Source organism: Thermogutta sp., assembly GCF_039793925.1.
In the GTDB taxonomy this organism is placed as follows: domain Bacteria; phylum Planctomycetota; class Planctomycetia; order Pirellulales; family Thermoguttaceae; genus Thermogutta.
The window spans coordinates 76,643-100,186 of sequence record NZ_JBAMME010000226.1; the positions used below are offsets into that span (position 1 = coordinate 76,643).

Consider the following 23,544-nt stretch of genomic DNA (forward strand, 5'->3'; position numbering starts at 1 on the left):
AGCACCCATCCTGAAAAATGGAAGGAGCCTCTAATAAATATCCTCCCCGCCTAATTGTTCCTCCACCCGATCGGCCTGCCATGCGAGAGCCGGTAGTATGCGGGCGACATCGAAAATCGTCATCGTCGCGGCCGGAACAGTGGTCTGGAGGATGATGACTTCCTGACCGTCCAGCTTGTCGAACGCAAAGGCTCCGATGGCCAATCGGGCATTGAATCGCAAAAGGGTCACGGCATTTTTTTCTGTAGCCGGCCCACATACCGACCAGAAACGTATCACCCTCTCACCGGCAGCCTGTGATTGATCCACCCCACACCAGACAATTTGCTTGCGGAAATTTCCCACAGGGACAAGCACCTTTAGTTTGCTCGCCGTCTCTTCCACCTGATAACCGGACCGAGATGCAAATTCCCGGACCAACGCGATGGGGTCGCTGGTGGCCTCAGCCGCACCTTTCTCTTGTTGCTGAACCGTCTGTGCGTCTCCCGCAATCACCGGAGCGCCCCCGGGACTGGCAGCCGGGGACGAACCTGGCGGTGCCGAAACGGGTGCGACCGAAGGCGCTGCACCAGGCCCCGGGAACACGGCGCTCTCCCTAACCGCCTCGCGGATCATGGCTGGTAACATCATGCCAAATCCAGCGCCATAGCCCATTCCCATGGCGCTACTGCCCTCGCCGTGTCCCTCAGCCAGTTTTCCCAGACTCTGGGCAATTTGGAACTTTAAATAGGCGTCCAGATTTCCAATGGCCCCCATGCCACTGCGGGCATCGATCATGCGTTGCACTTCTTCGGGCGGAGTTATGGCGTTAATAAAAAAGTCCACAATTTCCAGTCCGTACTTGGCGAAATCTTCTGCCACTTTGGCTCTCGCCCCAGCCGCCAGTTCGTCATACCGCGAGGGAAGATCAAGTATGCTGATGTTGAGTGTCCCTAGAAAATCGGTGAGGCGAGCGACGATCAGATCTTTCAAAAAACTGGTGGCTTCCTCGGTTGTGTATTTCCCTTGCGTCCCAACAAGCGTGTTAATGAGAACGACAGAGTCCCTCACCCTGAACGAGAATTTGCCGAAACTCCGCAAACGGACCATTCCGAGCTGCGGGTCACGATAGACAATAGGTTGGCGGGTCCCCCATTTCTGATCCAAAAACGTCTGCTTACCCACGAAATACACGGAACACTGAAAAGGGGATTTCTCCCACGGAATTGTGAGCAGTCGCGTGATCAAGGGGACATTGGCCGTCGTGAGGGTATAACGTCCGGGCCCAAACCGGTCGAGGGCTTTGCCGTCGCGGAAAAAGACCGCCTCCTGGTTTTCATAAACAATGAGCTGTGCTCCCAATTTGATGTCCGCCGATCCCTCGGGAGGAATTCGCTGAATCAGCGAACGGTTGGTGTCGTCAAAGAATTGGATCACTTCCAGACGTACGCCCATCAAACAGCCTCCTCAGCCAATTCCTTCGATATGACAAAGCCGCCCCGCCAACCTCGCGCTAACCCCCATCCCTTTTCTTTCCCGGAATTCGGTGCGTGGACGCACGGAAAAGCTGTCCGTATCACCGCAGACCGGTAAGGATTTCTTCCCGCGCATCCCAAAGGCGATGGAACTCTTCCAGCGAAGCAACGACCTCATCGATCGCGCATGACAAATCAGAGGGGCATTTGGGCAGTCGTTCGATGGCCGCGGCAAGACCCTCCACTTTCTCTGCAAGGGAGACATCATACTCGTAGACTCGATCGAGTACCGCTTCGTCTATTTTGACAAGGTCGAAGAAACCACTATAGCCTTCCATAGCCCCCCGAACCCGCGCGATGAGATGATCGATCCGGCTGCGGACCTGATCCAGCTTGGCGAGCTGGTCCACGTGGCCGCCCTCGGCAAGCAATCCCATCAAGTTATCGATGGCCCGCTTTCCTCGCTCCAGGCGCCCTGCCAACCACTCGCGCTGGAGATTGTCACTTTCTCGCCGGTACTCTTTCTCCAGATATCCGCGAAATCCCGGCACGTACCTGAGAATGGTCTCGACCCAATTCCGTTTCTTTGTATGGTCGGCGGGTTCAATCATGACAATTGCTCCTTCGCTTTGCACCCAATGGACCATAAACCACCCCGCGACAAGCAGCCCCAGGTCGAGACCGTCTTCAGGAACATGCGCCGGGGATGGCCATCACCACCCGTTATCATATCACATCCCCTCATGAAGGGCGAATAGTTGCCGGCAATTTCGCGACACTCTCCGGAATCCTGATCCGTTTTCCACCAGGGCTCCAGTCTGTCCGAACAGGTTTCCGAAGGTCCGGAGACCAGTGAGGCAGTTCAGTGCAGCACTGCCCACATCGACGCGGTGTGGCTTCTGCTGTCAAAGAGTAAGCAAAATGAATCTTGGCAAACTGAACAGAATTGAGTAATTTTCTCCGACGGTAATTTGGGAAGCCGTTTCGCGAGAGGCGTCTTCGGAGCGTCCTTTCGGGTATTTCGCGAGTGCTGATAGAGAAAGCATCCGCAAGTCAGGTGAGAAAGTGTCTGGAAGGACGCTGGCGCCTTTGGCTATCCAGGTTGTCTAACGATTCTCCCCGGCACTGGTGGAACGTGTGACTCCACGCTTTGGCGGAAACGTTCATGTCGATCTTGCGATCCATATCGGAAACACATCTGAGGAGCTTTGACAGGCCGCGTGGGTCGGTGCGGCCGCGGTGGCCAAGGTACCGTTTGCTCGGTGGAGTCTGCATCGTACTTGTGCTGGCAGCGGGTTGTGGCAGCTCGGACAGCTTCTTGCGAAAAAAGAAGACGTCGCAGGATATTCCGCTACCTCCAGGAATCGTCGCCCCCCGAGATAAGCTCCAAAGCTGGCAAAAATTGGTCAAAAGCGCGACAAGTCCCAGGGATAAAACCAACGTGGCCCGGCAACTGGAGGAAGCTTTTTTTGCGGAGGATGACCCGCAGCTGAGGGCGGAGATTCTCCGTCTTATGGGGCAGTTGAACATGCCGCCGACCGCGACGCTTGTGGGGCGTGCCAAGAGCGACGACGACCCAAGCGTACGGATTCAATTATGTCATTTGCTCGCCAAAAGTCCGCCTGGTTCCGCAACAGAGGTGCTCGCTGAACTGGCCCTGAACGACACGGATCAGGATGTTCGCCAGGCAGCCATCAAGGCCCTGGGCAAATTGCCAGACCCCCACGCGCGTCAGGTTCTGGCCAAACTGCTTCGCAATCGCGATCCCGCTATCCAATACCTTGCGGTGCAATCTCTCAAACAAATCACCGGCAAGGACTTCGGTTTGGACTTCAAACAGTGGGAAGCTTACGTTAACAGCAACTCTTCAGCCGAAGACGGCCAGCCTGCGTTGGCAGAAAAAACTTCTCCAAGGTACTGACGACCCGTTGTGCTGTGTGTCGGGAACTCCCCGAAGCAATTAACTTACTGATCACTTTGTCAATTCGGTCTGGCAAAAAGTCCTCCGATTGCGGGTCTGGCCTTATTGAGAATTTGCGTGATCCTCCTGATGTATGGAACGCCCTGACTGGTCGTCCTGGCCGTTTTGCATCACAATAAGTGTTTTAACTCCGCGGTAGGGGAGGCGAGTCCAGCAGTCGCGATGGAGGGTTCTGTTGGTCGGCATTCCACGGAAAGTCAGACGATTGCTGGAAGGGAGTGGTTTCCGGAGAGAAAGCCACCGGGAGGTCCCAGAAAAAGCTTTCGAACGAGTGTCCTAAGTCGCAAGAGAGGATGGAACGATGAGCTCCACAATTATTGACATTGTTGGTCGGCAAATTCTGGATAGTCGCGGGAACCCGACGGTCGAGGTGGATGTGCTCCTCGAGGACGGCTCGTTCGGTCGGGCGGCGGTCCCCAGCGGAGCGAGCACGGGAACCCGGGAGGCGCTGGAACTCCGCGATGGCGACAGTACTCGGTACCTCGGCAAGGGGGTTACCCAGGCGGTTCGGAACATCAATGAGAAGCTGGCCGACGAAATTTGTGGCATGGACGCCCTGGACCAGGCCGCCATCGACAAATTGATGATCGAACTCGACGGCACCGAGAACAAGAGCCAACTGGGTGCAAATGCCATGCTGGGGGTCTCCCTGGCGGTCGCCAAGGCCGCGGCTCAATTTTGTAATCTTCCCCTCTATCGGTACCTCGGAGGTGTGGGAGCGCGGATTCTTCCGGCGCCGATGATGAATATCCTGAATGGAGGCGCCCACGCGGACAACGACGTCGATATTCAGGAGTTCATGGTCATGCCGCTGGGCTTTGACAGCTTCCAGGATGCAATCCGCTGTGGCTGCGAAATATTCCACAACTTGCGAAAGGTCCTCAAAGCCCGCAATTTATCAACCAATGTCGGTGACGAGGGTGGCTTCGCTCCTGATCTGAAGAGCAACGAGGAGGCCCTGGAGTGCATTCGTGAGGCGATTGAAAAGGCCGGATACGAACTCGGCAAGCAGGTGTTCATCGCTCTGGACATCGCGGCGAGTGAGTTGGCCGTGGAGGGGAAAAAGGGTGTCTACAAGATTGGTGGCAAAGAGATGTCCGCTCAGGCGGTCATCGAGATGCTGGATTCTTGGATTGAAAAGTACTCTATCTGCTCCATTGAAGACGCCTGCGCCGAAGACGACTGGGACGGCTGGGCCCTTCTCACCGAGCGGCTGGGACAGAAGGTCCAGCTCGTCGGCGATGATGTGTTTGTCACCAACACCAAGATCTTTCAAAAGGGAATCGAATCGGGCGTCGCGAACAGCATCCTCATCAAGCTCAACCAAATCGGTACGCTGACAGAGACACTGGAATGCATCGACATGGCCCGTCGGGCAGGTTACACGTTCGTTATCAGCCATCGGAGCGGCGAGACAGAGGACACCACCATTGCTGACCTCGCCGTCGCCACGGGATCGGCGCAAATCAAGACGGGATCTGCGTCCCGAACTGACCGGATTGCCAAGTACAATCAGTTACTGCGGATTGAAGAGGAACTCGGTTCGGGGGCCATTTACGGTGGAAAGTTGTTTCCCCGCAGGAATAAGTAGTTCTTCCGCGTCACGGCGGCTGTGTGTCAACAGTTAGGACCGGCGACGGGAGCTCCCAAAGTTTCGATCCCTGCTTAAGGAAGTCCTTCGCGGACCGGCGAGCGTAACGAAATCCAAGGCGTTCCGCACGGAGCGCCTTGCTTCGTTTTCCGGTTGGCGAATTGGTTAGGAGTACCGAACTTCTGAAATGGCAAGGCAAAGCAATGGCTGTTGGGCCCTCAGTGCTCTAATGAGAAAGCAACAAAGCAAGTTACTCGAGTTTTTCACTGCGGTGTTAACAAAATACGATGAGCGTCACTGACGAAAAAATTCTGGTTCTCGATTTTGGCTCTCAGTATGCGCAGCTCATCGCGCGGCGCGTCCGCGAGCAAAACGTGTATGCGGCCATAGTCCGGCACGATATTCCCGCAGAAAGAGTGCAGGAGATCGGACCCCGTGGTTTGATCTTTTCGGGGGGTCCAGCCAGCGTTCATTGGAACGACAGCCCCCGCTGTGATCCCGACCTTTTTCAAATGAACCTGCCCATTTTGGGAATTTGTTACGGAATGCAACTCGTCTGTCAGAGTCTGGGGGGTAAAGTGGAAAGTCTAAGGGGGCGCGAATATGGCCCGGCTGTATGCCGTATCCGGGAACCCAATGAACTGTTTGAAGGATTACCAAACGAGTTTCAGGTATGGATGAGTCACGGTGACCAGGTGACCGCCATATCTGAAGAATTTACCGTTCTGGCCTCCACCGATAGTTGTCCATTGGCGGCCGTCAAGCATCGCCGCCGGCCGATTTACGGACTCCAGTTTCATCCGGAAGTAACGCACACCTCGTACGGGTCACAGATTCTGGCGAACTTTGTGAAACGTGTCTGCGGCTGTCAGGGAACATGGAAGCTTACGGATTTTGCTGAAGAAACGATCGCGGAAATTCGCCAACGGGTGGGCAGTGATCGTGTCATCTGTGGACTATCCGGGGGTGTGGATTCTTCTGTGACGGCGGCCCTCCTATCTCGAGCTATAGGCGACCAAACGGCGTGCATTCTGGTCGATAACGGCCTCATGCGGCGAGGGGAGATCGAATCCGTTATCGAGGAGTTCACCAAACACTTCAAGACAGACCTCCACGTTGTCCGTGCGGAAGAGCGGTTTCTGACCGCGCTGGCCGGGGTAACCGATCCTCAGGAAAAGCGCAAGATCATTGGGCGGGTGTTTATCGACTGTTTCGCCGAGGAAGCAGCCAAGATTCCCCGGGCGAGGTTTCTTGCCCAAGGCACGCTCTATCCTGACGTGATCGAAAGCGGTGGCCTGCGTGACGGTCCGGCCGCCACGATCAAACTCCATCACAACGTCGGCGGGCTCCCGCAGGATCTCCAGTTTGAACTGATCGAGCCGCTCCGCAATCTTTTCAAGGACGAGGTTCGGCAACTCGGCCTCCAATTGGGCTTGCCGGAGGAAATCGTTTGGCGGCATCCGTTCCCTGGTCCTGGTCTGGCGGTGCGATGTCTTGGCGCGGTGACCAAAGAGCGACTGGAAATCCTTCGTCAGGCGGACGCGATCGTCGTGGAGGAGATCAAAAAAGCGGGCTGGTACCGCAAAACAGCGCAGGCCTTCGCCGTCCTTCTGCCGGTGCAGACTGTAGGGGTCATGGGCGATGCCCGGACGTATGAGGAGGTCATCGCCGTTCGGGCGGTCGATACCGAGGACTTTATGACAGCCGACTGGTCACGTTTGCCCTACGACCTTTTGGGCCGGATTTCCACACGTATCATTAATGAGGTTCCCGGCATTAATCGCGTGGTGTACGATATAAGCTCGAAGCCTCCGGCAACGATCGAATGGGAGTGATTCCGCGATGTTTCCCTCAACGGGCGATCCCTCCGGTAACGAGGCAGCACACCAACCAGCAGAGAGCAAGGGCTCAACGATGGCCAGGGCCTCTCAGGGTGGAGACTATCCCCAGGGCGCGGAGGAAAACCTCTCTTTCGAGGAGGCGATGACAGAGTTGGAACGGGTGGTCGAACAACTCGAGCGGGGTAATCTGGGACTCGATGCCGCTCTTCGCGCATACGAGAAAGGTATTCGGCTGATCAGGCGATGCCGAGAACTTTTGACTCGTGCTGAACAGCGGATTGAAATCCTCACCGGAATAGACGAAAACGGAACGCCCATCACAAAACCGTTTGTGGAAGAGGAAATGTCCCTGGAAGAAAAACGGGAAAAACGAAGTCGAAGGCGGGGCGCGAAGGAGCAGGAAAGCTGAGTGGTGTGGAAGCAGCGGACGTAAAATCTTGGCGTTTTTCCCGCGGGAAGTTTCTCTATTATGTCCCATGTAAAAATTCCTTCTTACAACTGGCAGGAAACTGCCTCCCATCTGGAGGAAATGCGGCAGCGAATAGATGCCGAGCTAGCGCGTCGCACCGATTTTCCGGAAGGATGTCCTCCCCGACTCAAAGAAGCCATTCGATACAGTCTTCTGTCGCCCGGGAAAAGATTTCGGCCACTTTTGGTGCTCCTCAGCACAGAGGCGTGCGGGAAGGAATGGGATCGCGCGTTACCAGCGGCCTGCGCCGTCGAAATGATTCATGCTTATTCACTCATTCATGACGATTTGCCGGCCATGGATAACGACGATTTGCGCCGGGGTCAGCCCACGTGTCATCGCAAGTTTGGCGAGGCGACGGCAATCCTTGCTGGTGATGCGCTTTTGACACTTGCATTTGAGACTTTGGCAAAGGACATCCATCCCCCCCATTTGGCGGCGGAATGCTGCAGGTTGCTGGCGGAGGCTGCGGGGCCGTGCCAATTGGTTGGAGGACAGGCAGACGACATTCTGGCGGCGGAGTCAGACGGTTCGCTCGATTTGCTTGAGTCTATTCATCGGCGAAAAACGGGGGCTTTGATAGAAGCATCCCTCATGTTAGGGGGAACCGTGGCAGAAGCTACGGAGGAGGTTTTGCGCGGATTGCGCGAATACGGCAGGGCACTGGGGCTCGCTTTCCAAATCACGGACGACTTGCTCGATCTCGAAGGTGATGAAAAATTGGTAGGGAAACGCTTGAAAAAAGACGACGCCCAGAAAAAATTGACATTCCCACGTTTCTTGGGGATCGAGAAAAGCCGCGAGATGGTTGGCCAGCTCCTTTCTCGGGCTGCCGAGGTCTTGGGGCGTTTACCGATTGATGGTCGCCATCTCGTGGCGCTGGCCTTTTTTGTGGGGACCCGGAAACACTGATGGTTAAGATTCTCAACCGCATCAAGTCGCCTCGGGATCTTCAATCGCTCAGTTTGGAGGAACTGCAGGAACTGGCTGGCGAAATTCGCGAGACGATGTGCCAACTCCTCGGCACACGATCCGCCCATTTTGCCTCCAATCTTGGTGTCGTGGAGCTGACGCTTGCGCTACATACCGTCTTTGACTTTTCTCGAGATCGTCTTATTTGGGATACCGGCCATCAGGTGTATCCCCACAAAATGATCACGGGACGGTTCGATCGCTTTCACACCATTCGGACCAAGGGTGGTTTGATGGGCTATCCCAACCCGGCGGAAAGCCCCTACGATCTGTTCATGACCGGTCATGCGGGATGCAGCATTTCCACGGCTGTCGGTCTCAAATGTGGCGATGATCTGGTTCGGCCGGAAGAACATCGCCATGTCGTGGCCGTCATTGGCGATGGGGCGTTTCCCTCCGGAATCGTGTCCGAGGCCATGAACCACGCGGGATGGCTCAAAAAGCCGCTCATTGTCGTCCTTAATGACAATCGGATGTCCATTTGCCAGCGGGTTGGCGGTATTGCTGAATACCTCGACCGGCTGCGGATGGCCCCACTCTATTCCGGCATAAAGAACGAAATTTACAATCTGTTGTCCAGGGTGCCACTGGTCGGCACGTCGATGGAGCGTCTGCTGGACCAACTCCGGGACGCCATCAAAGCGGGAATGCTGGGTGGGATGCTGTTTGAGGAACTGGGATTTCGGTACATCGGGCCTGTTGACGGGCATAACATCGCGCAACTTCAGAAGTACCTTCGAATGGTCAAGCAGTTCCCCGGGCCGGTGCTCCTCCACGTATTGACCGAGAAAGGCCGCGGCTTTCCGCCGGCCGAGCGCGATCCCCGAACATTTCACGCGCCTGCACCGTTCCATCGGATTAATGGCACTGAAGTCGCTTTCAAGAGTAACGGCTCCTCGGTGACGTTCACCGAAGTAGCGCGGAATGCCATTCTCGAGCAGATGCGGAAGAACAAGCGAGTGGTGGTGATCACGGCCGCCATGTGCCAGGGGAATATGCTTGAACCGGTCCGCGACGAATTCCCCGATCGCTATTTCGATGTGGGAATTTGTGAATCGCATGCGGTGGGGTTTGCCGCGGGTTTGGCCAAGGCAGGCGTCCGTCCCATCGTCGATATTTACAGCACATTTCTCCAGCGCGCGTATGATCAACTTTTCCAGGAGGTGTCGCTCCAAAATCTGCCTGTTGTTTTCATGATGGATCGGGCTGGTGTGGTGGGCGCGGATGGCCCGACTCACCATGGCGTGTTTGATTTTGCTTATTTCCGTCCTTTCCCGAATGTAACAGTGATGGCCCCCGGCGATGCCGCTGATCTTCCGGCAATGCTGGAATTTGCCCTCGCGCATGATGGGCCAGTCGCCATTCGTTACCCCAAAGCCAAGGCAGAAAAAGTGCCGCGGCCGTTCACACCGGTAACCTTGGGCAAAGCCGAGCGCATTCGGGCCGGGAGCGACGGAACTATTATCTGTTGCGGGGCACTCTTGCCCGCATGTGTTGCTGCTGCGGAACAACTGGCTCAAGAAGGGCTCGACTTTGGCGTGATCAATGCTCGATTCGTAAAGCCGCTGGACACCGAGACCATTCTTTCCGCGATCGAAGAAAGTCCGGTGGTGGTAACGGTGGAGGAAGGTGTTCTTCAGGGCGGGTTTGGAAGTGCGGTATTGGAAGCCGCGAACGATGCAAGCTTGAATACGTCTCATATCAAGCGATTGGGTATTCCTGACCGCTTTGTGGAGCATGCCGAGCGAGGAGAGCAACTCGCTGACCTCGGACTTAACGTGCAGGGAATCGCCCGGGCTTGCCGACAGGCGGCAGAACGACGCTGTCACCGGAGAGCTTTTTCTTGACTGATTCTCCGCGGAATGGTGTCGAGCCCTCAACCTGTTCTCCGGCGAGAGATTCCGCTATGAAAGTGATCATCCTTGGATATGGGGGGCGGCCGGACGTCGTGCGGGAGGTCAACCGCCTCAAATCGACGATCGAACGTCATGCGGAAATTCTGGTCATCGACCTGACGGGTGAGGTTGACCTGTCGCAATACCAGGCGGACTTTGCCATCGTCTTCGGTGGCGACGGTTCAATTCTGCGGGCGGCTCGACAGATGGGCAACCGGCAGCTCCCCGTCATTGCCGTGAATCTCGGCCGGTTGGGGTTTCTGGCCGATATTTCGCCGCACGAATTGGAGGCTCTGCTGGTTCTTGCCGAACGCGGCCCACTTCCCGTCATCGATCACCTGATGCTGCATTGTGAGCTGAAGCGTGATGGTGAGAGCTGCGGATCATGGTTGGTGCTCAACGAGGTCGCGATTCTCAATGGGCCGCCTTTTAGTTTGCTGGACGTGGAACTGTGGGTGGACCACGACCTGGCAACGGTGTACTCTGGGGATGGATTGATTCTCGCCACCCCGGTCGGTTCTACCGCTCACTCGCTGTCTGCCGGTGGTCCGATCCTTCGTAAAGACCTTGATGCGGTGGTCATTTCCCCCATCAGTCCACATACACTCTCTAATCGACCGGTAGTCGATTCTGCCGATCGCACGTACGAACTCCGGGTTCTCAACCCGCAGCCCAACACGATGTTGGTCATCGATGGCCAAGCGATCGATACCCTCCGCGGGGAAGATTGCGTACGGGTTCGGCGTGCCGAACCACGATTTCAGCTTGTCAGCGCTCCGGGGCACAGTTACTACCGAACGCTTCGAGAAAAGCTCGGCTGGGGAGGCCATACCCGCTCCAGTGTTCCACCCATCCCAAATATTCCCTGACCTCCGTGGCGTCTTTCGGCCAAACACGCGTAGTTTGCCGGAAGCGCCCCGTTCACGCAAAAAGTGCCTGATAGACCCATGGTCACGTTGTTCTACGGCTTGGGTGGGCAAAGGGGCGCTTTCCTCCCGTAGCCAAACCGTACCGCAAAAACTCTACCCTTTTTCCGCAGAAATCCCAACTTTCCAAAAGCTGCGATTGCAAGAAATTGACCTTTGCGACCGAGCGTTCTCCTTCTATAACAGTGACAGTCCGTATCACGGCCGTCGGTCGTTTGTGGCTTCAAACTGGTGTTCATGGACAACTTAGCGGAACCGAATCGCCTGGGCTTGGATGAATCGTTTCCACCGCAGTGACAGGGACGTCATCATGAGTCTTGCGAAACGCCATGTCTTAATGAGCGTTTGGTTGCTTTGCTTGGTCGTAGTCGGTCTCGCAAGGCTTTGCGCCGGAGACGAGCCGGACAAGGCATCAAGCTTTCAACCCGGTCGCTATCGCCTCCGCTACAGCCTTCAGCCCGGTGAGGAGCTCCGCTGGCGCGTTGTCCACAGAGCGAGCGTTCGCACGGTCGTGACCCAAACAGAACAAACGGCCGAGACAGTGACGCAGTCCGTCAAAACGTGGAAGGTCCTTTCTCGCCGGCCAGACGGAACAGTGACCTTCCAATTGCAAGTGGACGACGTGGATATGACGCATCGCATAGGGGGACGTCCCGAGGTGCGATATTCGACTCGTGAGAAGCAGGATCCGCCCCTGGGATTCGAGGATGTCGCCAAGACGGTGGGCAAGCCGCTCGCCAGGATTACCCTCGATACTCGGGGCCACGTCCTCGAAAGGGAACAATTGGAACCCGATGCCTTCCAGACCCACGGTTACCTGACGGTCCCATTCCCGGAGGAGCCCGTCGCCGTTGGTGAGTCGTGGACTTTTCCGGATGAAATTATGGTCCCGCTGCGCAATGGAACCGTCAAGAAAGTCAAGGTTCAGCAGAAGTTCACACTTGTCTCAGTGAAGAATGACGTGGCCACGATTGACGTAAAAACCCAGGTGCTCACACCGATCGACGACCCCGAAGTGGAAGTTCAGCTCGTCCAGCGATTAAGCGAAGGCACCATCAAGTTCGATGTCGCGGCTGGACACATTCTTTCCCAGCAAATCGAAGTAGATCGCCAGGTGGTTGGGTTTCAGGGTCCGGCAAGCAGCTTTCACTACCGCACGCGCTTCACTGAGGATTTCCTCGTCGACAAGGTCGCCGAACGTGCCACATCCACCCAACAACTCGATCGCTAAAAAAATCAAGCTTCATACCCCGTCGATCACGGCACCCTACAGCCTCGCGGCTTCATACTCATAGTGGTCAGTGAGAAGCCACCGGTTATTGACCTTTTCAAAGATGACGGTGAACCTAGCGGCGTACACCTCGTAAACCTGTTCCGCGGTTTTTTCACGAAATTCATAACGAAAAACTGCGAAGAAGCGGGCTTCTGCCGTGGGAGGATTCGAGCGGGGGTGGACTTCGATTTTTAGATCAGAAATGTGGATTCCGGTGAAACGGACGAGATTCATCGCCCAAATTGCTCGCTCCCGTGTTTTTACAGCGGAGGGAGACAGAAAGGTCAGAACGCGGTCCAGATCGTTTTCGCGGAGCGCGGACACGCCATCACGAATCGTTTGCTCCACGGCTTCTCGGTCGGTTATTACGAGATAGTCGGCCAGAAGCACCAGACCGAGCACGGCGGCTGCGCCTCCCATACCCCACAAAAACGGCTTCTGAACGGTAGCAATAAAGAAAAGGCCGAGAATCGCCTCTACGATCACAATCATGAGCACCACAGGAGTGGGATCGTCGACAATCCAGTTCAGGTTCATGTGGAGTCCCAGCCTTGCCAACGAGAATTCGCGATCTTCACGCAGAATTTGAACTTCAACACAGCGACAAACACTTTGTAACCTGTCCTTCGCTTCTATTGTTGCCAATCCAAATGGGATACGAAACAACCTATTCGGAAAGTTGACTGGATCGTCCTCCACCGGTTCCTCGCAATTGCCGGAGCGGCGCTCTGAAATGTGCAAAAATGGCTAAGATCTCGAAAAAGGCCAGTGAAAAACATGGGCTTTTTCGTTCAGGCTGGTACAATGAGCATTAGAGCAGGCGTTTGGATGTCACAAAGAGGAGACGTTGCTATCCGGTCCAATGCGGGATATTTCTCAAAACTCGGAGCCCGTAGCTGAGTCTTTCTCAGGTGTGAAGACGGGCACCCCGAGCCACGAAAGCCGCTCGTCCCTGGAACCCGGCCAAATATGGCTGGACGGAGGCATTCTCGCCTGTGCGTGTCCCGATTGTGGGGCACCGATGTCCATTCGGTTGTGGTTGCGACTAGCTGACTGCTGGAGGTGCGGGGCCAGCGTGGAGCTCACAGAGGAGCAGGAAGCCGAAGCGATTCGACTGCTTCAGCTCTGGGAAGCGGAGCGGCTCCAACAGATGGAGCAAGCTGCGCGATCTATTCAACCTTCACTTCGCTCCAGCCGCACAGAACAAGCAGCGAAGAGCCCCGCCTCCCCACGTTGGACGGCGGAAGTACCGAAATCGACCGGTCTACCAATTAGTTCCTCCTCTCGCCAGGTTCAAGTTGAGGAACGGCGGGAATTACTCCGTCAGGCTGTAGCTCCGCGGAGAGTTCGCAGTATTTGGCGCGTGATCTGGGAAGATGCTCCAGCCTGGCTGATCAGCCTCGTATTTCATCTGGTCGCCTTCCTTCTTTTAGGGATGCTGACGGCACCGGGACGCTTACCCCCGCCGGCCATCACCCTGTCAACCTCCATCAACTATCGGGACAGCCCTGGGGAGGAAGGGTTGCTGGAGGAGCGGGAGCATCTTCCGAACGAATTCGAAGAGGCTGGACTGGTGACCGATGTTCAACTCCCCGCGGATGAGGACGTGGGCATCGTAAACCAGTTTGCCCCCGACACGCTGGGAGAATCACTTCAGCCCACTCTGCCCATGGCCGCCATTGCCGATCGATTAAGCGATGTGCTGTTTTCGCGGCCGGTGGCTGCTATTTTCGCGGGTCGGGATCCTTCGGTGCGATCGCGGCTGCTGGCCGAACAGGGAGGGACCAACGAAACCGAGGCGGCCGTCGCGCGAGGACTGCGATGGCTGGCCAAACATCAGAATGCCGACGGCAGTTGGTCGCTCCATGCATTCCATCTGGCCCCCGGGGCTTCCGGCGATGAGGACGGCCTGGGCCAGCAAGCCGACGTGGCGGCTACGGCCCTAGCCCTGCTTCCTTTCCTCGGGGCAGGTCAGACTCACATTCAGGGAGAATACCGCCACGTCGTATTGAAGGGCCTCAACTGGCTTGTCAGCCACCAGGGGCTGGACGGTGATCTGCGAGGAAACGGAATAGGCGATATGTATGCACATGGACAGGCCACGTTGGTTCTCTGTGAAGCCTACGCCATGACCCAGGACCCGCAACTTCGAGAACCTGCTCAAAAGGCCATCGACTTTATCATTCGTGCGCAGCATCCGGCGGGTGGGTGGCGGTATGATCCCGGACAAGAAGGCGATACGAGCGTACTGGGGTGGCAGTTGATGGCCCTTCGCAGCGGAAAAATGGCGTACCTTCGGGTACCGGACTCCGTTTTCTATAAAGCGGCGCAGTACCTCAATTCGGCGCAAACGGATCAATACGGAGGCCGTTACGCCTATCTGCCAGGACATGCGGCAACTCCCACCATGACTGCTGAAGCGCTTTTGTGCCGGCAATATCTGGGCTGGCCAAGGGAACACCGAGGAATGAAAGCGGGGGCATACTATCTCCTAGAGAATCTCCCGTCCCCCAAAAAGCTCGATACTTCTCAGCCCTGGTTTTACTACATCTACTACGCCACTCAAGTGATGCACAACATGGGGGGAGACTTCTGGCGTAAATGGAATGAGGCTATGAAAGCAACACTTTTGCCGACCCAGCGCAAAACTGGATCACTGGCGGGAAGCTGGGATCCTACCGAGCGCTACGGTCGGCACGGTGGTCGCATTTACACTACAGCATTGGCAATCTGCACGCTTGAAGTCTATTACCGACATATGCCCCTTTACGACCCGCTTCCGATTCTAGCTCAGAACCTGCAACCGGCATCGAGCAATCCGAAGCAAGCAGCCAGTCCGAACCAGAGTTCTCCCGCACACAACACGCCATGACCGCGAACTGGCGTACGCCAGCCTGCGAGAGACCTATGGGAAACGGGGAGGAAAAGTGTCGGCGGGCTTCTTTCGACTGGTTGCCGTCGCAAGCTTTTTTCTCCCGCTCGTTGCGACACACAGCATCTGAAAAAACCCGCGTGAACTCCATACCAGGGGCAATTGGCTTGGGAAAAGTGCCCCTATATAATCTGGGCAATCTTTTGGTCACTCAGGTCCATACATCGAGTTGACAGCCTTGAAAGGGACGCCTCTTATGGACAATCGCCTTTTCTGGGCGTGTTTGACGGCAGTAGTAAGTGTAGCCCTTGTTTCCGAGAGCTTCGCCCCCTGTGCAGAGTTTTATGTAGATCCCCTCCACGGCCGTTCAGACAATGACGGCAGCAAGGAACGCCCCTGGAAGAGCCTGCAGGAACTGTTCGATAAAGGATTGATTGAGTCTCAGACGTGGGAATCGTTGCCGTATCGCCAGGGAGTGAAACTTGTGCCGAGAAATCCGGGCGCGCCCGTGAAACCCGGTGATACCATCTACGTCCGAACTGGTGATTTCGGTGATCTCCGCATTCAGGGGTATTACAATCAAAGAGCGATCACGATTGCCGCTGAACCGGGTCATGCTCCCCGATTTCGGCGTATTCATATTCAGTCGGGCTGTCACTGGATCCTCCGAGGCCTCTACGTAAGCCCTGAATACGGGGAAGGGGAAAGACCCCAGGTCATGATCCGCCTGGAATCGCACGGTTGGCGAGGGCCGGTCCACGACATTGTTGTGGAAAACTGTCATCTGCAGTCCGCTGCCGATACCTCCCACTGGACAGCGGACGATTGGAATAAGCTCTCGTGTGACGGAATCCTCGCCGATGGACCGCGGATTACAGTGAGGGGCAATTATCTCAAGAATGTGAACTTTGGGATTTCGGTCAGCGGACCGAATTGCCTTGTGGAAAAAAATGTTGTGGAAAACTTCGCGGGGGACGGTCTTCGCGGACTCGGCGATCATACCGTTTTCCAGTACAACATTGTGAAAAACTGTTACGACGTTAATGCCAACCATGACGATGGTTTTCAAAGTTGGTCCGTGGGCCCCGGCGGCGTGGGCACGGGCGTGGTGAAAGGTGTCGTTCTGCGTGGAAATATCATCATCAATTACGAAGATCCCCAGCAACCTCATCGTGGAACCCTTCAGGGAATCGGATGTTTTGACGGCATGTATGAAGACTGGATTATTGAAAACAACGTGGTCGTTGTGGACCACTATCACGGCATCACGCTGGGTGGTGCCGTGCGTTGCAGAATTGTCAATAACACGGTGATCGATCCAAACACCCGCCGCCCGGGACCGGCGGCCATCCGCATTGGAAACCACAAAAATGGCACACCCTCCCGAGACTGCGTAGTGCGAAACAATTTGGCCAGCGCGCTGGACGTCAGAGGTGAGAATATGACGGTGGATCACAATCTGGTCGTAGACCACCCCGAAGAATTCTTCCTCGACCTGGCCCGGTATGACATGCGTCTCCGGCCAGACTGCGTCGCCATCGACGCGGGGACGACAGAATTGGCGCCCAGCGTTGACATCTTGGGCGTTCACAGACCTCAAGGGAAGGGCATCGATCTTGGGGCATACGAATACTGTCCCACCGAGCCGGGCCAGGCGAACCAGTAAGCAAGCGGATATTGAGAGCCATTTTTTAGGAGGAAATATCAATGAAAACGACACGTCGCGCATTTCTCCGAAATAGCTCTGCGGTTGCGGCTGCAACTGCCCTCCCAGACTTTTTCATCAAATCCGTGCATGCCGGCACAGAGTCACCTCTCAAAATCGGTGTAATCGGTGTGGGGTGGTACGGAATGGTCGATGCGCGTGCCGCACTCAAGGCGGGCGGCGCGGTCATCAACAGCATCTGCGACGTGGACTCGGAACATTTGGAGAAATCCGCCGCAGAATTGGAGCAACTGCAGGGCACACGTCCTAAAACTTTCAAGCTCTACCAGGACATGCTTGACAATTCCGACCTCGATGCAGTGATCATTGCCAGTCCACCACATTGGCATGCGCTTCACCTGTTGGCAGCCCTGGAACGAAAACTCCATGTGTATTGTGAGAAACCACTCGCTTACGACATTCGCGAATGCCAGGCGATGTTAAAAGCGGTACGGGACAGCGGGCGCATTGTCCAAATCGGTTTCCAAAGACGGCAGCACGCCAGTTTTCGAGAGGTACGCGATTTCATCAAAAGTGGTGAAGCCGGAGATATCATTCAGGTCGATGCACAGATCCATTATCGTGCCGGAACAAAAGATCCCACGCCTAAGGCTCCCCCTCCCAGCCTGGATTGGAACCTCTGGTGTGGTCCCGCACCACTTCTCCCGTACAGTGAACAGGTGGGGCACTTTAACTGGAGACTGGAAAAAACAACCGGTCATGGGCATCTAGTGGACTGGGGTATTCACCTGGTGGATGCGACGCGGATGATTTTGAATCTCACGACACCCCACAAAGTCACCGCCGCGGGCGGAATCTATAAACTCCAGGGCATTATCACCACACCGGACACTCTTACGGCCCATTTTGAATTTGCTGAAGGACCGCTCGTGTGGCGACATCGCCTGTGGGGGGCTGAAGAGTATACACCGGAAGTTAACAACGGCGTCTTCTTCTTTGGCACGAAAGCCACCGTCTTCGTCACCGATAATCGATGGGTCGTGATCCCCAACGGCAAGAACGCCGATCGTAAGGAGTACACCCCCACGACGGATGCCGGTCTGGAACACATGCGAGATTTTCTGGCAGCGGTTCGCGAAGGACGCTCTTCTGCCTGTCCCATCGAAGAAGGATACCGATCCACCGTGACTGTGAAACTCGCGATGATCGCCTACGAGAGCGACTCCGTGGTTCACTGGGATGAGGCGAGAGGTACGATCGTGGATAATCCGGCAGCAGAAAAACTCCTCAAGCGAGAGTATCGGGCCCCGTGGAAGCACCCCTACTCAGGATGACGAGTCGCAAGTCACATTTCCACACCTTCTACGTTGCATAATCGCACCCGCCAATTGTGGGGGACTGCCCCTGAAAGGCGCTGTTCCGCAGTTTTCGCTTCTTCGCTACAATAGGCATTTTGGCAACCCGGCACGTTGAGATTGCTCACCCGCGACCCATTTTCACGAACGGGCTTGGGACCTGCAAAGCGCCGGAAACAGGGCGGATCGCCTGTCGGATTGCCGAATTACGGGCCCCCAAAGGATGGTTTCTAATAACGCCACGGAGGGCCGCGAAAGAAACACTTTCGGGAGGATCAAAGCTCTGGGAGAGTTGCGCCGTGCCATACGACATTGTTGTTTGTGTCAAACAGGTACCCGACACGACTAATATTACCGCGGAGGCCATGAAAGAAGACGGCACGGTCAATCGTGCCGCATTGCCCGCCATCTTCAACCCTGAAGACCTCAATGCCCTGGAGGCGGCCCTGGAAGTTCGAGACCGCTATGGCGGAACCGTCACGGCGATCAGCATGGGACCTCCCAAGGCAGCCGACGTTCTTCGGGATTGCCTCTACCGGGGTGCTGACCGGGTTATTTTGATCACGGACCGTCGGGCGGCCGCGTCCGACACGCTCGCCACGAGTTACATCCTCGCGCAGGCCATCCGCACTATCGGCAGGTTTGATATCGTTATGTGCGGTCGGCAAGCTATCGACGGTGACACCGCCCAGGTGGGCCCACAAATCGCCGAAAAGCTCGGCATCCCTCAGGTGACTTACCTGGAAAAAATCGATTGGATTGAGAACGGAACCGCCCGGGTTCGCCGCAATGTAGGACGGGGCTGGGAAGTGGTGGAAGTCAAACTGCCGGTCCTGTTTACGGTCATCGGAGGCGCCAACCAGCCGCGTCCCCCAGCCGCCAAGAAAGTGATGCGGTACAAGCGGGCTCGCATTCCGGCGGAAATCGAAGCCGAGGTGAAAGCCCGCCTGGGACAAGTGTCCGACGAGGAGCTCCTCGACGCTATCGAGCGGCGGAAAGAGGAACTGGGCCGTCAGGGACTGCTCATCGAGCAGTGGAGTCTTGATGATATTCACGCTGACCTCAACCGGTGTGGTCTGCCAGGATCACCCACGAAGGTTTATCGCGTCCAAGCCATTGTCCTCACCAAGAAAGGATTCACCAACATTCCGCCGACTGAGGAAGGGATCCGTCGTCTGATCGACGAGCTGGTTGTGGACCGGACCCTCGGTTAACCAGTTGAGAGTACACCCCACGGAAGAGAAAGACTCATTGAAAAATCCGTGATCAGGGGTACTTAGGCGACAGCCGAAGCTAATAGCCCAAAAAGACAAAATTTGGCCCACGGGAGAGTGCATTCAGGGAAACGGTTTCAATCATGATCGCACCAAATCGCCAGGGAGAAGTTTGGGTTTTCGCAGAGCAGGAAGACGGCTCGTTGCACGATGTTGTGCTTGAACTCTGCGGCAAGGCACGGCAACTTGCTGACGTGCTCAAAGTACCAGTGGGCGCGGTTCTTCCGGGCCACCAGATCCGACCTCTTGCAAGCAAGCTTATTGCGCACGGCGCTGATCGCGTGTATGTTGTCGAGGATTCGCGATTGGCCCACTTTCAGACAATTCCATATGCCCGGGTTCTCTGTACCCTGATTGAAAAATATCGGCCGCAGATTGTGCTTTACGGGGCGACTCCCCTGGGAAGGGATCTCGCGCCGCGTGTGGCCTCGGCCATTCAGGCGGGAATGACGGCGGATTGCACGGATCTTCAAATCAGCGATGTGACCGATCCCAAAACGAAGGAAGTGCATCGCAATCTGCTGCTGCAGATTCGGCCGGCGTTTGGAGGCAACATTATTGCCACGATTGTCAATTACGACCGCTGGCCGCAAATGGCCACCGTTCGGGAAGGCGTTATGCCGCTGCTTCCACCCAATCCTTCCCGCAATGGTGAAATCATCGATGAAAAAGTAGAGATTGATGAGTCACTATTGGCCCTGCGGCTCATCGAGAGACATATCGAACCCCGAAAAGTGAATTTGAAGGGCGCCCGGGTCATTGTGGCAGGTGGCGGGGGAGTGGGCAGCAAGGAAGATTTTCGACTTATCCACGAGCTGGCGGGAGCCATTGGAGGAGCAGTAGGGGCAAGCCGTGCGGCTGTGGACAGCGGTTTTATTGGCAAGGAACACCAGATCGGCCAAACAGGGACCACCGTTCGCCCCGCTCTTTACATCGCCGCGGGCATTTCCGGTGCGGTACAGCATCGGGCAGGGATGGAGGAATCTGCGAAGATCATCGCCATCAACATTGATCCGAACGCCCCGATTTTTTCTATCGCCCATTACGGAATAGTCGGCGATTTGAAAAAGGTCATTCCTATGATGATTAAAGCCCTCCGCGAACGGCGGCGGTGACCGAGCACCGTTCTCCGCGAGGGCGTAACGCGGATTGACACATTCGACTGGGTTTTCAGACTTAATTGACGAGGCTGCTTTCGGGAATTGGTAAAACGGGAGAAATATCCGTGGGGAACTACTTTCTGGATAACGAGGACATCCTGTTCTTGTTCCGACACATCGATCTGAAGGAGCTTGCGCGGCTTCAGGAAGCTTATGCCGCCAACGGAAACGCAGACTACGTCCCCGTCGACGAAGAGGACGCAGTAGACAATTACTGGCGCGTGCTGGAAATCGTCGGCCAAATTGCCGCCGATATCATCGCTCCCCATGCCGAGCAAATCGACCGGGAGGGTAACAAACTCAACGAGGACGGCACCGTGACGCTTCATCCGCTGGTCCGGGAAAATCTCCGTCGGATGGCCCAGGCTGATTTGATGGGTTTTACTCTCCCCCGTAAATATGGTGGTCTGAATTGTCCAAATCTCATTTACACAATGGCCACCGAGATTGTCAGTCGCGCGGATGCTTCCTTTATGAACCTGTTTGGGCTCCAGGGCATTGCGGAGACCATCAATGCGTTTGCATCAGACGACATCAAAGATGAGGTTCTGCCGCGGTTCGCCCGGGGCGAAGTCACCGGCGCCATGGTTTTGACCGAACCGGACGCGGGGAGCGATTTGCAGGCGGTGCGCCTCCGCGCATATCAGGATGAAACGGGACAGTGGCGATTGAATGGGGTGAAGCGTTTCATCACCAACGGTTGTGGTGAAATTCTGCTCGTCCTGGCGAGAAGCGAACCCGACATCCAGGATGGCCGGGGGCTCAGCCTTTTCATCACGGAACGGAACGAGAGAATCCGAGTCCGGCATTTGGAAGAAAAACTGGGAATCCATGGCAGTCCGACGTGCGAGCTGGTGTTCGACGATACGCCCGCCCGGCTGATCGGCGAACGGCAGCGCGGCCTGATCACGTACGTTATGGCCCTGATGAATGGCGCTCGGGTGGGGGTCGCGGCCCAGTCCCTGGGAATTGCTGAAGCTGCATTCCGGTTGGCACGCGTGTATGCCCACACGCGACAGCAATTCGGTGGGCCGATCGAACGTCTCCCCGCGGTGGCTGAGATGGTCACGGAAATGAAAATCGCCATCGAAGCCGCCCGCGCGCTTACGTACGAAACGAGCCGCATCTGTGATTTGGAGAACAACAATCTGCGAATCCTGGAAACCGTTCCCGATCTTCCCAAAGACGAACAAAAAGAGCGGAAGCAACTTGCCCGGACGCTGAAACGCGTCAACGGCATGCTCACCCCTATGAGCAAGTATTACGCCTCAGAGATGTGCGTGCAGGTGGCTAACGATGCGATTCAGGTGCTCGGGGGATCGGGTTACATGAAGGATTACGCGGCGGAGCGCTACCTACGGGATGCCCGAATCACCACCATTTACGAGGGGACCAGCCAGCTCCAGATTGTGGCGGCGGTACGCGGCGTAGCTTCTGGATCGTTTGAAAGCTATGTTGCGGATTTCGAAAACAAGGTGTACGGCGACAAACTTCTCGACGACCTGCGGAACGAGTTAATCGAAGCGCGGAAGCGTGTCCAGGAGGCACTCCAGTTCACCAAGACGCAATCCACCAGCTATCTGGACCTAGCCGGGCGCCGACTGGTTGATTCCGCCATCGTTTGTATTGTGGGCCATTTCCTGCTTGGGCAGGCCGCTGCCAACGAACGCAAGCGTCGGGTCGCTCGCCGCTATATCGAAAGCCGCCTGCCCGAGCTCGAGGCCAAGTGTCGCCAGGTCCTCTCGGGAGACATGGCACCTCTGGAGGAGTACGAGGTGCTGGCGGGTCCGGTCCCAGTTCTCGGTTGAAGACGCAGAAACGAAACCGCGACACATTGCCCGGAATCACGGCACGCCGAACGAAAGTCCGTCGAGTGTAGGAAAAACGATCTGCAGGGGAGATCGGACCGAAAAATCATTCCGAGCTTTCCGGAGGGACGAAGAAGAATGAGTCTTTCTGATGTGCGACCGTTGTGTGTAACTCCGGAAATCTGTAAGGGATGCTGACAACCATGGGATTGTTTAGTGGCAAAGTCGGTTTGATCATGGGTGTGGCCAACGATCGGAGCATCGCCTGGGCCATTGCTGAGGCGCTCCATCGCGAAGGTGCCGAGCTGGCCTACACGCACCTGCCAGGTCCTTCCAACGAGCGTCGCGTTCGCCGGCTGGTAGAAGCTCATCAGCCCAAGGTCTTTCTCCCCTGCGATGTTCAATCTGATGACGACATTGCGAATGTGTTTTCAGCGATTGAGGAGCAGTACGGGCAGCTCGATTTGCTCGTCCATGCTGTGGCCTTCGCTCCGCCGGCCGAACTGCGGAATCCTTACGTGGAAACCACCCGCCAAGGCTGGCACGTCGCCATGGACATTTCGGCCTACAGCCTGGTGGCGGTCTCCCGTGCTGCACGGGGACTCATGGAAAGTGGCGGCTCAATATTGACCATCAGTTATTTCGGCGCCGAGAAAGTGATGCCCGGTTACAATGTGATGGGAGTCTGCAAGGCGGCCCTGGAGCACAGTGTCCGCTACCTGGCCTGGGACCTTGGGCCGAAGAACATCCGCGTCAACGCGATCAGTGCCGGGCCAGTGCGGACGCTCAGTTCTGCCGGGATTGCGGGATTCGATGAAATGCAGCGGCATGCCGCCCAAAAAAGCCCATTACGGCGAAACGTAGACCTCCATGAACTGGCCTCGACTGCTGTTTTCCTCCTCAGTGAAATGTCCAGCGGAATCACCGGAGAAATCATTCACGTAGACTGCGGCTACAACATCGTGGGGTTGTAATCCCTTCGAGAGCCATTGGTCCTTCTGGTGGTC

Annotated in this window: 18 protein-coding genes; 15 read left to right on the forward strand and 3 right to left on the reverse strand. The window is 56.2% G+C overall.

The window, feature by feature from the left end:
* Window positions 1-30: 30 nt before the first annotated feature.
* Both ABJK56_RS09800 and ABJK56_RS09805 read right to left on the reverse strand, forming a co-directional pair.
* A complete protein-coding gene (locus ABJK56_RS09800) occupies window positions 31-1,434 on the reverse strand; it encodes an SPFH domain-containing protein (RefSeq protein ID WP_347244485.1) in 1,404 nt (467 codons plus the stop codon).
* Between the two features lie 121 nt (window positions 1,435-1,555).
* The gene (locus ABJK56_RS09805) at window positions 1,556-2,065 is read right to left on the reverse strand and encodes a hypothetical protein (RefSeq protein WP_347244486.1); all 510 of its coding nucleotides are present in this window, start codon (window positions 2,063-2,065) and stop codon (window positions 1,556-1,558) included.
* Between the two features lie 830 nt (window positions 2,066-2,895).
* Here ABJK56_RS09805 and ABJK56_RS09810 point away from each other — a divergent pair.
* The 8 genes from ABJK56_RS09810 (at window position 2,896) to ABJK56_RS09845 (ending at window position 12,360) form a co-directional block, all read left to right on the forward strand.
* Window positions 2,896-3,375, forward strand: a complete 480-nt coding sequence (locus tag ABJK56_RS09810; protein WP_347244487.1) for a HEAT repeat domain-containing protein — start codon at window positions 2,896-2,898, stop codon at window positions 3,373-3,375.
* A gap of 361 nt (window positions 3,376-3,736) precedes the next feature.
* Complete coding sequence (gene eno, locus ABJK56_RS09815; protein WP_347244488.1) at window positions 3,737-5,026, forward strand: phosphopyruvate hydratase; 1,290 nt, start codon at window positions 3,737-3,739, stop codon at window positions 5,024-5,026.
* Between the two features lie 287 nt (window positions 5,027-5,313).
* Complete coding sequence (gene guaA / locus ABJK56_RS09820) at window positions 5,314-6,861, forward strand: glutamine-hydrolyzing GMP synthase (protein WP_347244489.1); 1,548 nt, start codon at window positions 5,314-5,316, stop codon at window positions 6,859-6,861.
* 7 nt (window positions 6,862-6,868) lie between these two features.
* Entirely contained in the window at window positions 6,869-7,276 is a 408-nt protein-coding gene (gene xseB, locus ABJK56_RS09825) for an exodeoxyribonuclease VII small subunit (RefSeq protein ID WP_347244490.1), read from the forward strand.
* 60 nt (window positions 7,277-7,336) lie between these two features.
* Window positions 7,337-8,248: a polyprenyl synthetase family protein gene (locus ABJK56_RS09830; RefSeq protein WP_347244491.1), complete on the forward strand. Its 912-nt coding sequence runs from the start codon at window positions 7,337-7,339 to the stop codon at window positions 8,246-8,248.
* Window positions 8,248-10,155, forward strand: coding sequence for a 1-deoxy-D-xylulose-5-phosphate synthase (gene dxs, locus ABJK56_RS09835; protein ID WP_347244492.1), 1,908 nt, complete (start codon window positions 8,248-8,250; stop codon window positions 10,153-10,155). The genes ABJK56_RS09830 and dxs overlap by 1 nt, the downstream gene beginning before the upstream one ends.
* A gap of 59 nt (window positions 10,156-10,214) precedes the next feature.
* Window positions 10,215-11,072 carry an NAD(+)/NADH kinase gene (locus ABJK56_RS09840; protein ID WP_347244493.1) on the forward strand — a complete coding sequence of 286 codons (858 nt, stop codon included), beginning with the start codon at window positions 10,215-10,217 and terminating at the stop codon, window positions 11,070-11,072.
* Between the two features lie 367 nt (window positions 11,073-11,439).
* Complete coding sequence (locus ABJK56_RS09845) at window positions 11,440-12,360, forward strand: DUF6263 family protein (protein ID WP_347244494.1); 921 nt, start codon at window positions 11,440-11,442, stop codon at window positions 12,358-12,360.
* Window positions 12,361-12,396: 36 nt separating this feature from the next.
* On the opposite strand, the gene ABJK56_RS09850 is transcribed toward ABJK56_RS09845, so the two are convergent.
* Entirely contained in the window at window positions 12,397-12,939 is a 543-nt protein-coding gene (locus tag ABJK56_RS09850) for a hypothetical protein (protein ID WP_347244495.1), read from the reverse strand.
* Window positions 12,940-13,423: 484 nt separating this feature from the next.
* Here ABJK56_RS09850 and ABJK56_RS09855 point away from each other — a divergent pair, with 484 nt between their 5' ends.
* From ABJK56_RS09855 to ABJK56_RS09885, 7 genes are all read left to right on the forward strand, one after another.
* Entirely contained in the window at window positions 13,424-15,274 is a 1,851-nt protein-coding gene (locus ABJK56_RS09855) for a prenyltransferase/squalene oxidase repeat-containing protein (RefSeq protein ID WP_347244496.1), read from the forward strand.
* 256 nt (window positions 15,275-15,530) lie between these two features.
* On the forward strand, window positions 15,531-16,940 hold the full coding sequence (locus ABJK56_RS09860; RefSeq protein ID WP_347244497.1) for a choice-of-anchor Q domain-containing protein: 1,410 nt from the start codon (window positions 15,531-15,533) through the stop codon (window positions 16,938-16,940).
* Window positions 16,941-16,981: 41 nt separating this feature from the next.
* On the forward strand, window positions 16,982-18,274 hold the full coding sequence (locus ABJK56_RS09865; RefSeq protein ID WP_347244498.1) for a Gfo/Idh/MocA family oxidoreductase: 1,293 nt from the start codon (window positions 16,982-16,984) through the stop codon (window positions 18,272-18,274).
* 320 nt (window positions 18,275-18,594) lie between these two features.
* A complete protein-coding gene (locus tag ABJK56_RS09870) occupies window positions 18,595-19,509 on the forward strand; it encodes an electron transfer flavoprotein subunit beta/FixA family protein (RefSeq protein WP_347244499.1) in 915 nt (304 codons plus the stop codon).
* Between the two features lie 143 nt (window positions 19,510-19,652).
* A complete protein-coding gene (locus ABJK56_RS09875) occupies window positions 19,653-20,684 on the forward strand; it encodes an electron transfer flavoprotein subunit alpha/FixB family protein (RefSeq protein WP_347244500.1) in 1,032 nt (343 codons plus the stop codon).
* A gap of 110 nt (window positions 20,685-20,794) precedes the next feature.
* Window positions 20,795-22,537, forward strand: a complete 1,743-nt coding sequence (locus ABJK56_RS09880) for an acyl-CoA dehydrogenase family protein (RefSeq protein WP_347244501.1) — start codon at window positions 20,795-20,797, stop codon at window positions 22,535-22,537.
* Between the two features lie 203 nt (window positions 22,538-22,740).
* Window positions 22,741-23,511 (forward strand): enoyl-ACP reductase, encoded by a 771-nt coding sequence (locus ABJK56_RS09885; RefSeq protein WP_347244502.1) that lies wholly within the window; start codon window positions 22,741-22,743, stop codon window positions 23,509-23,511.
* Window positions 23,512-23,544 lie beyond the last annotated feature (33 nt).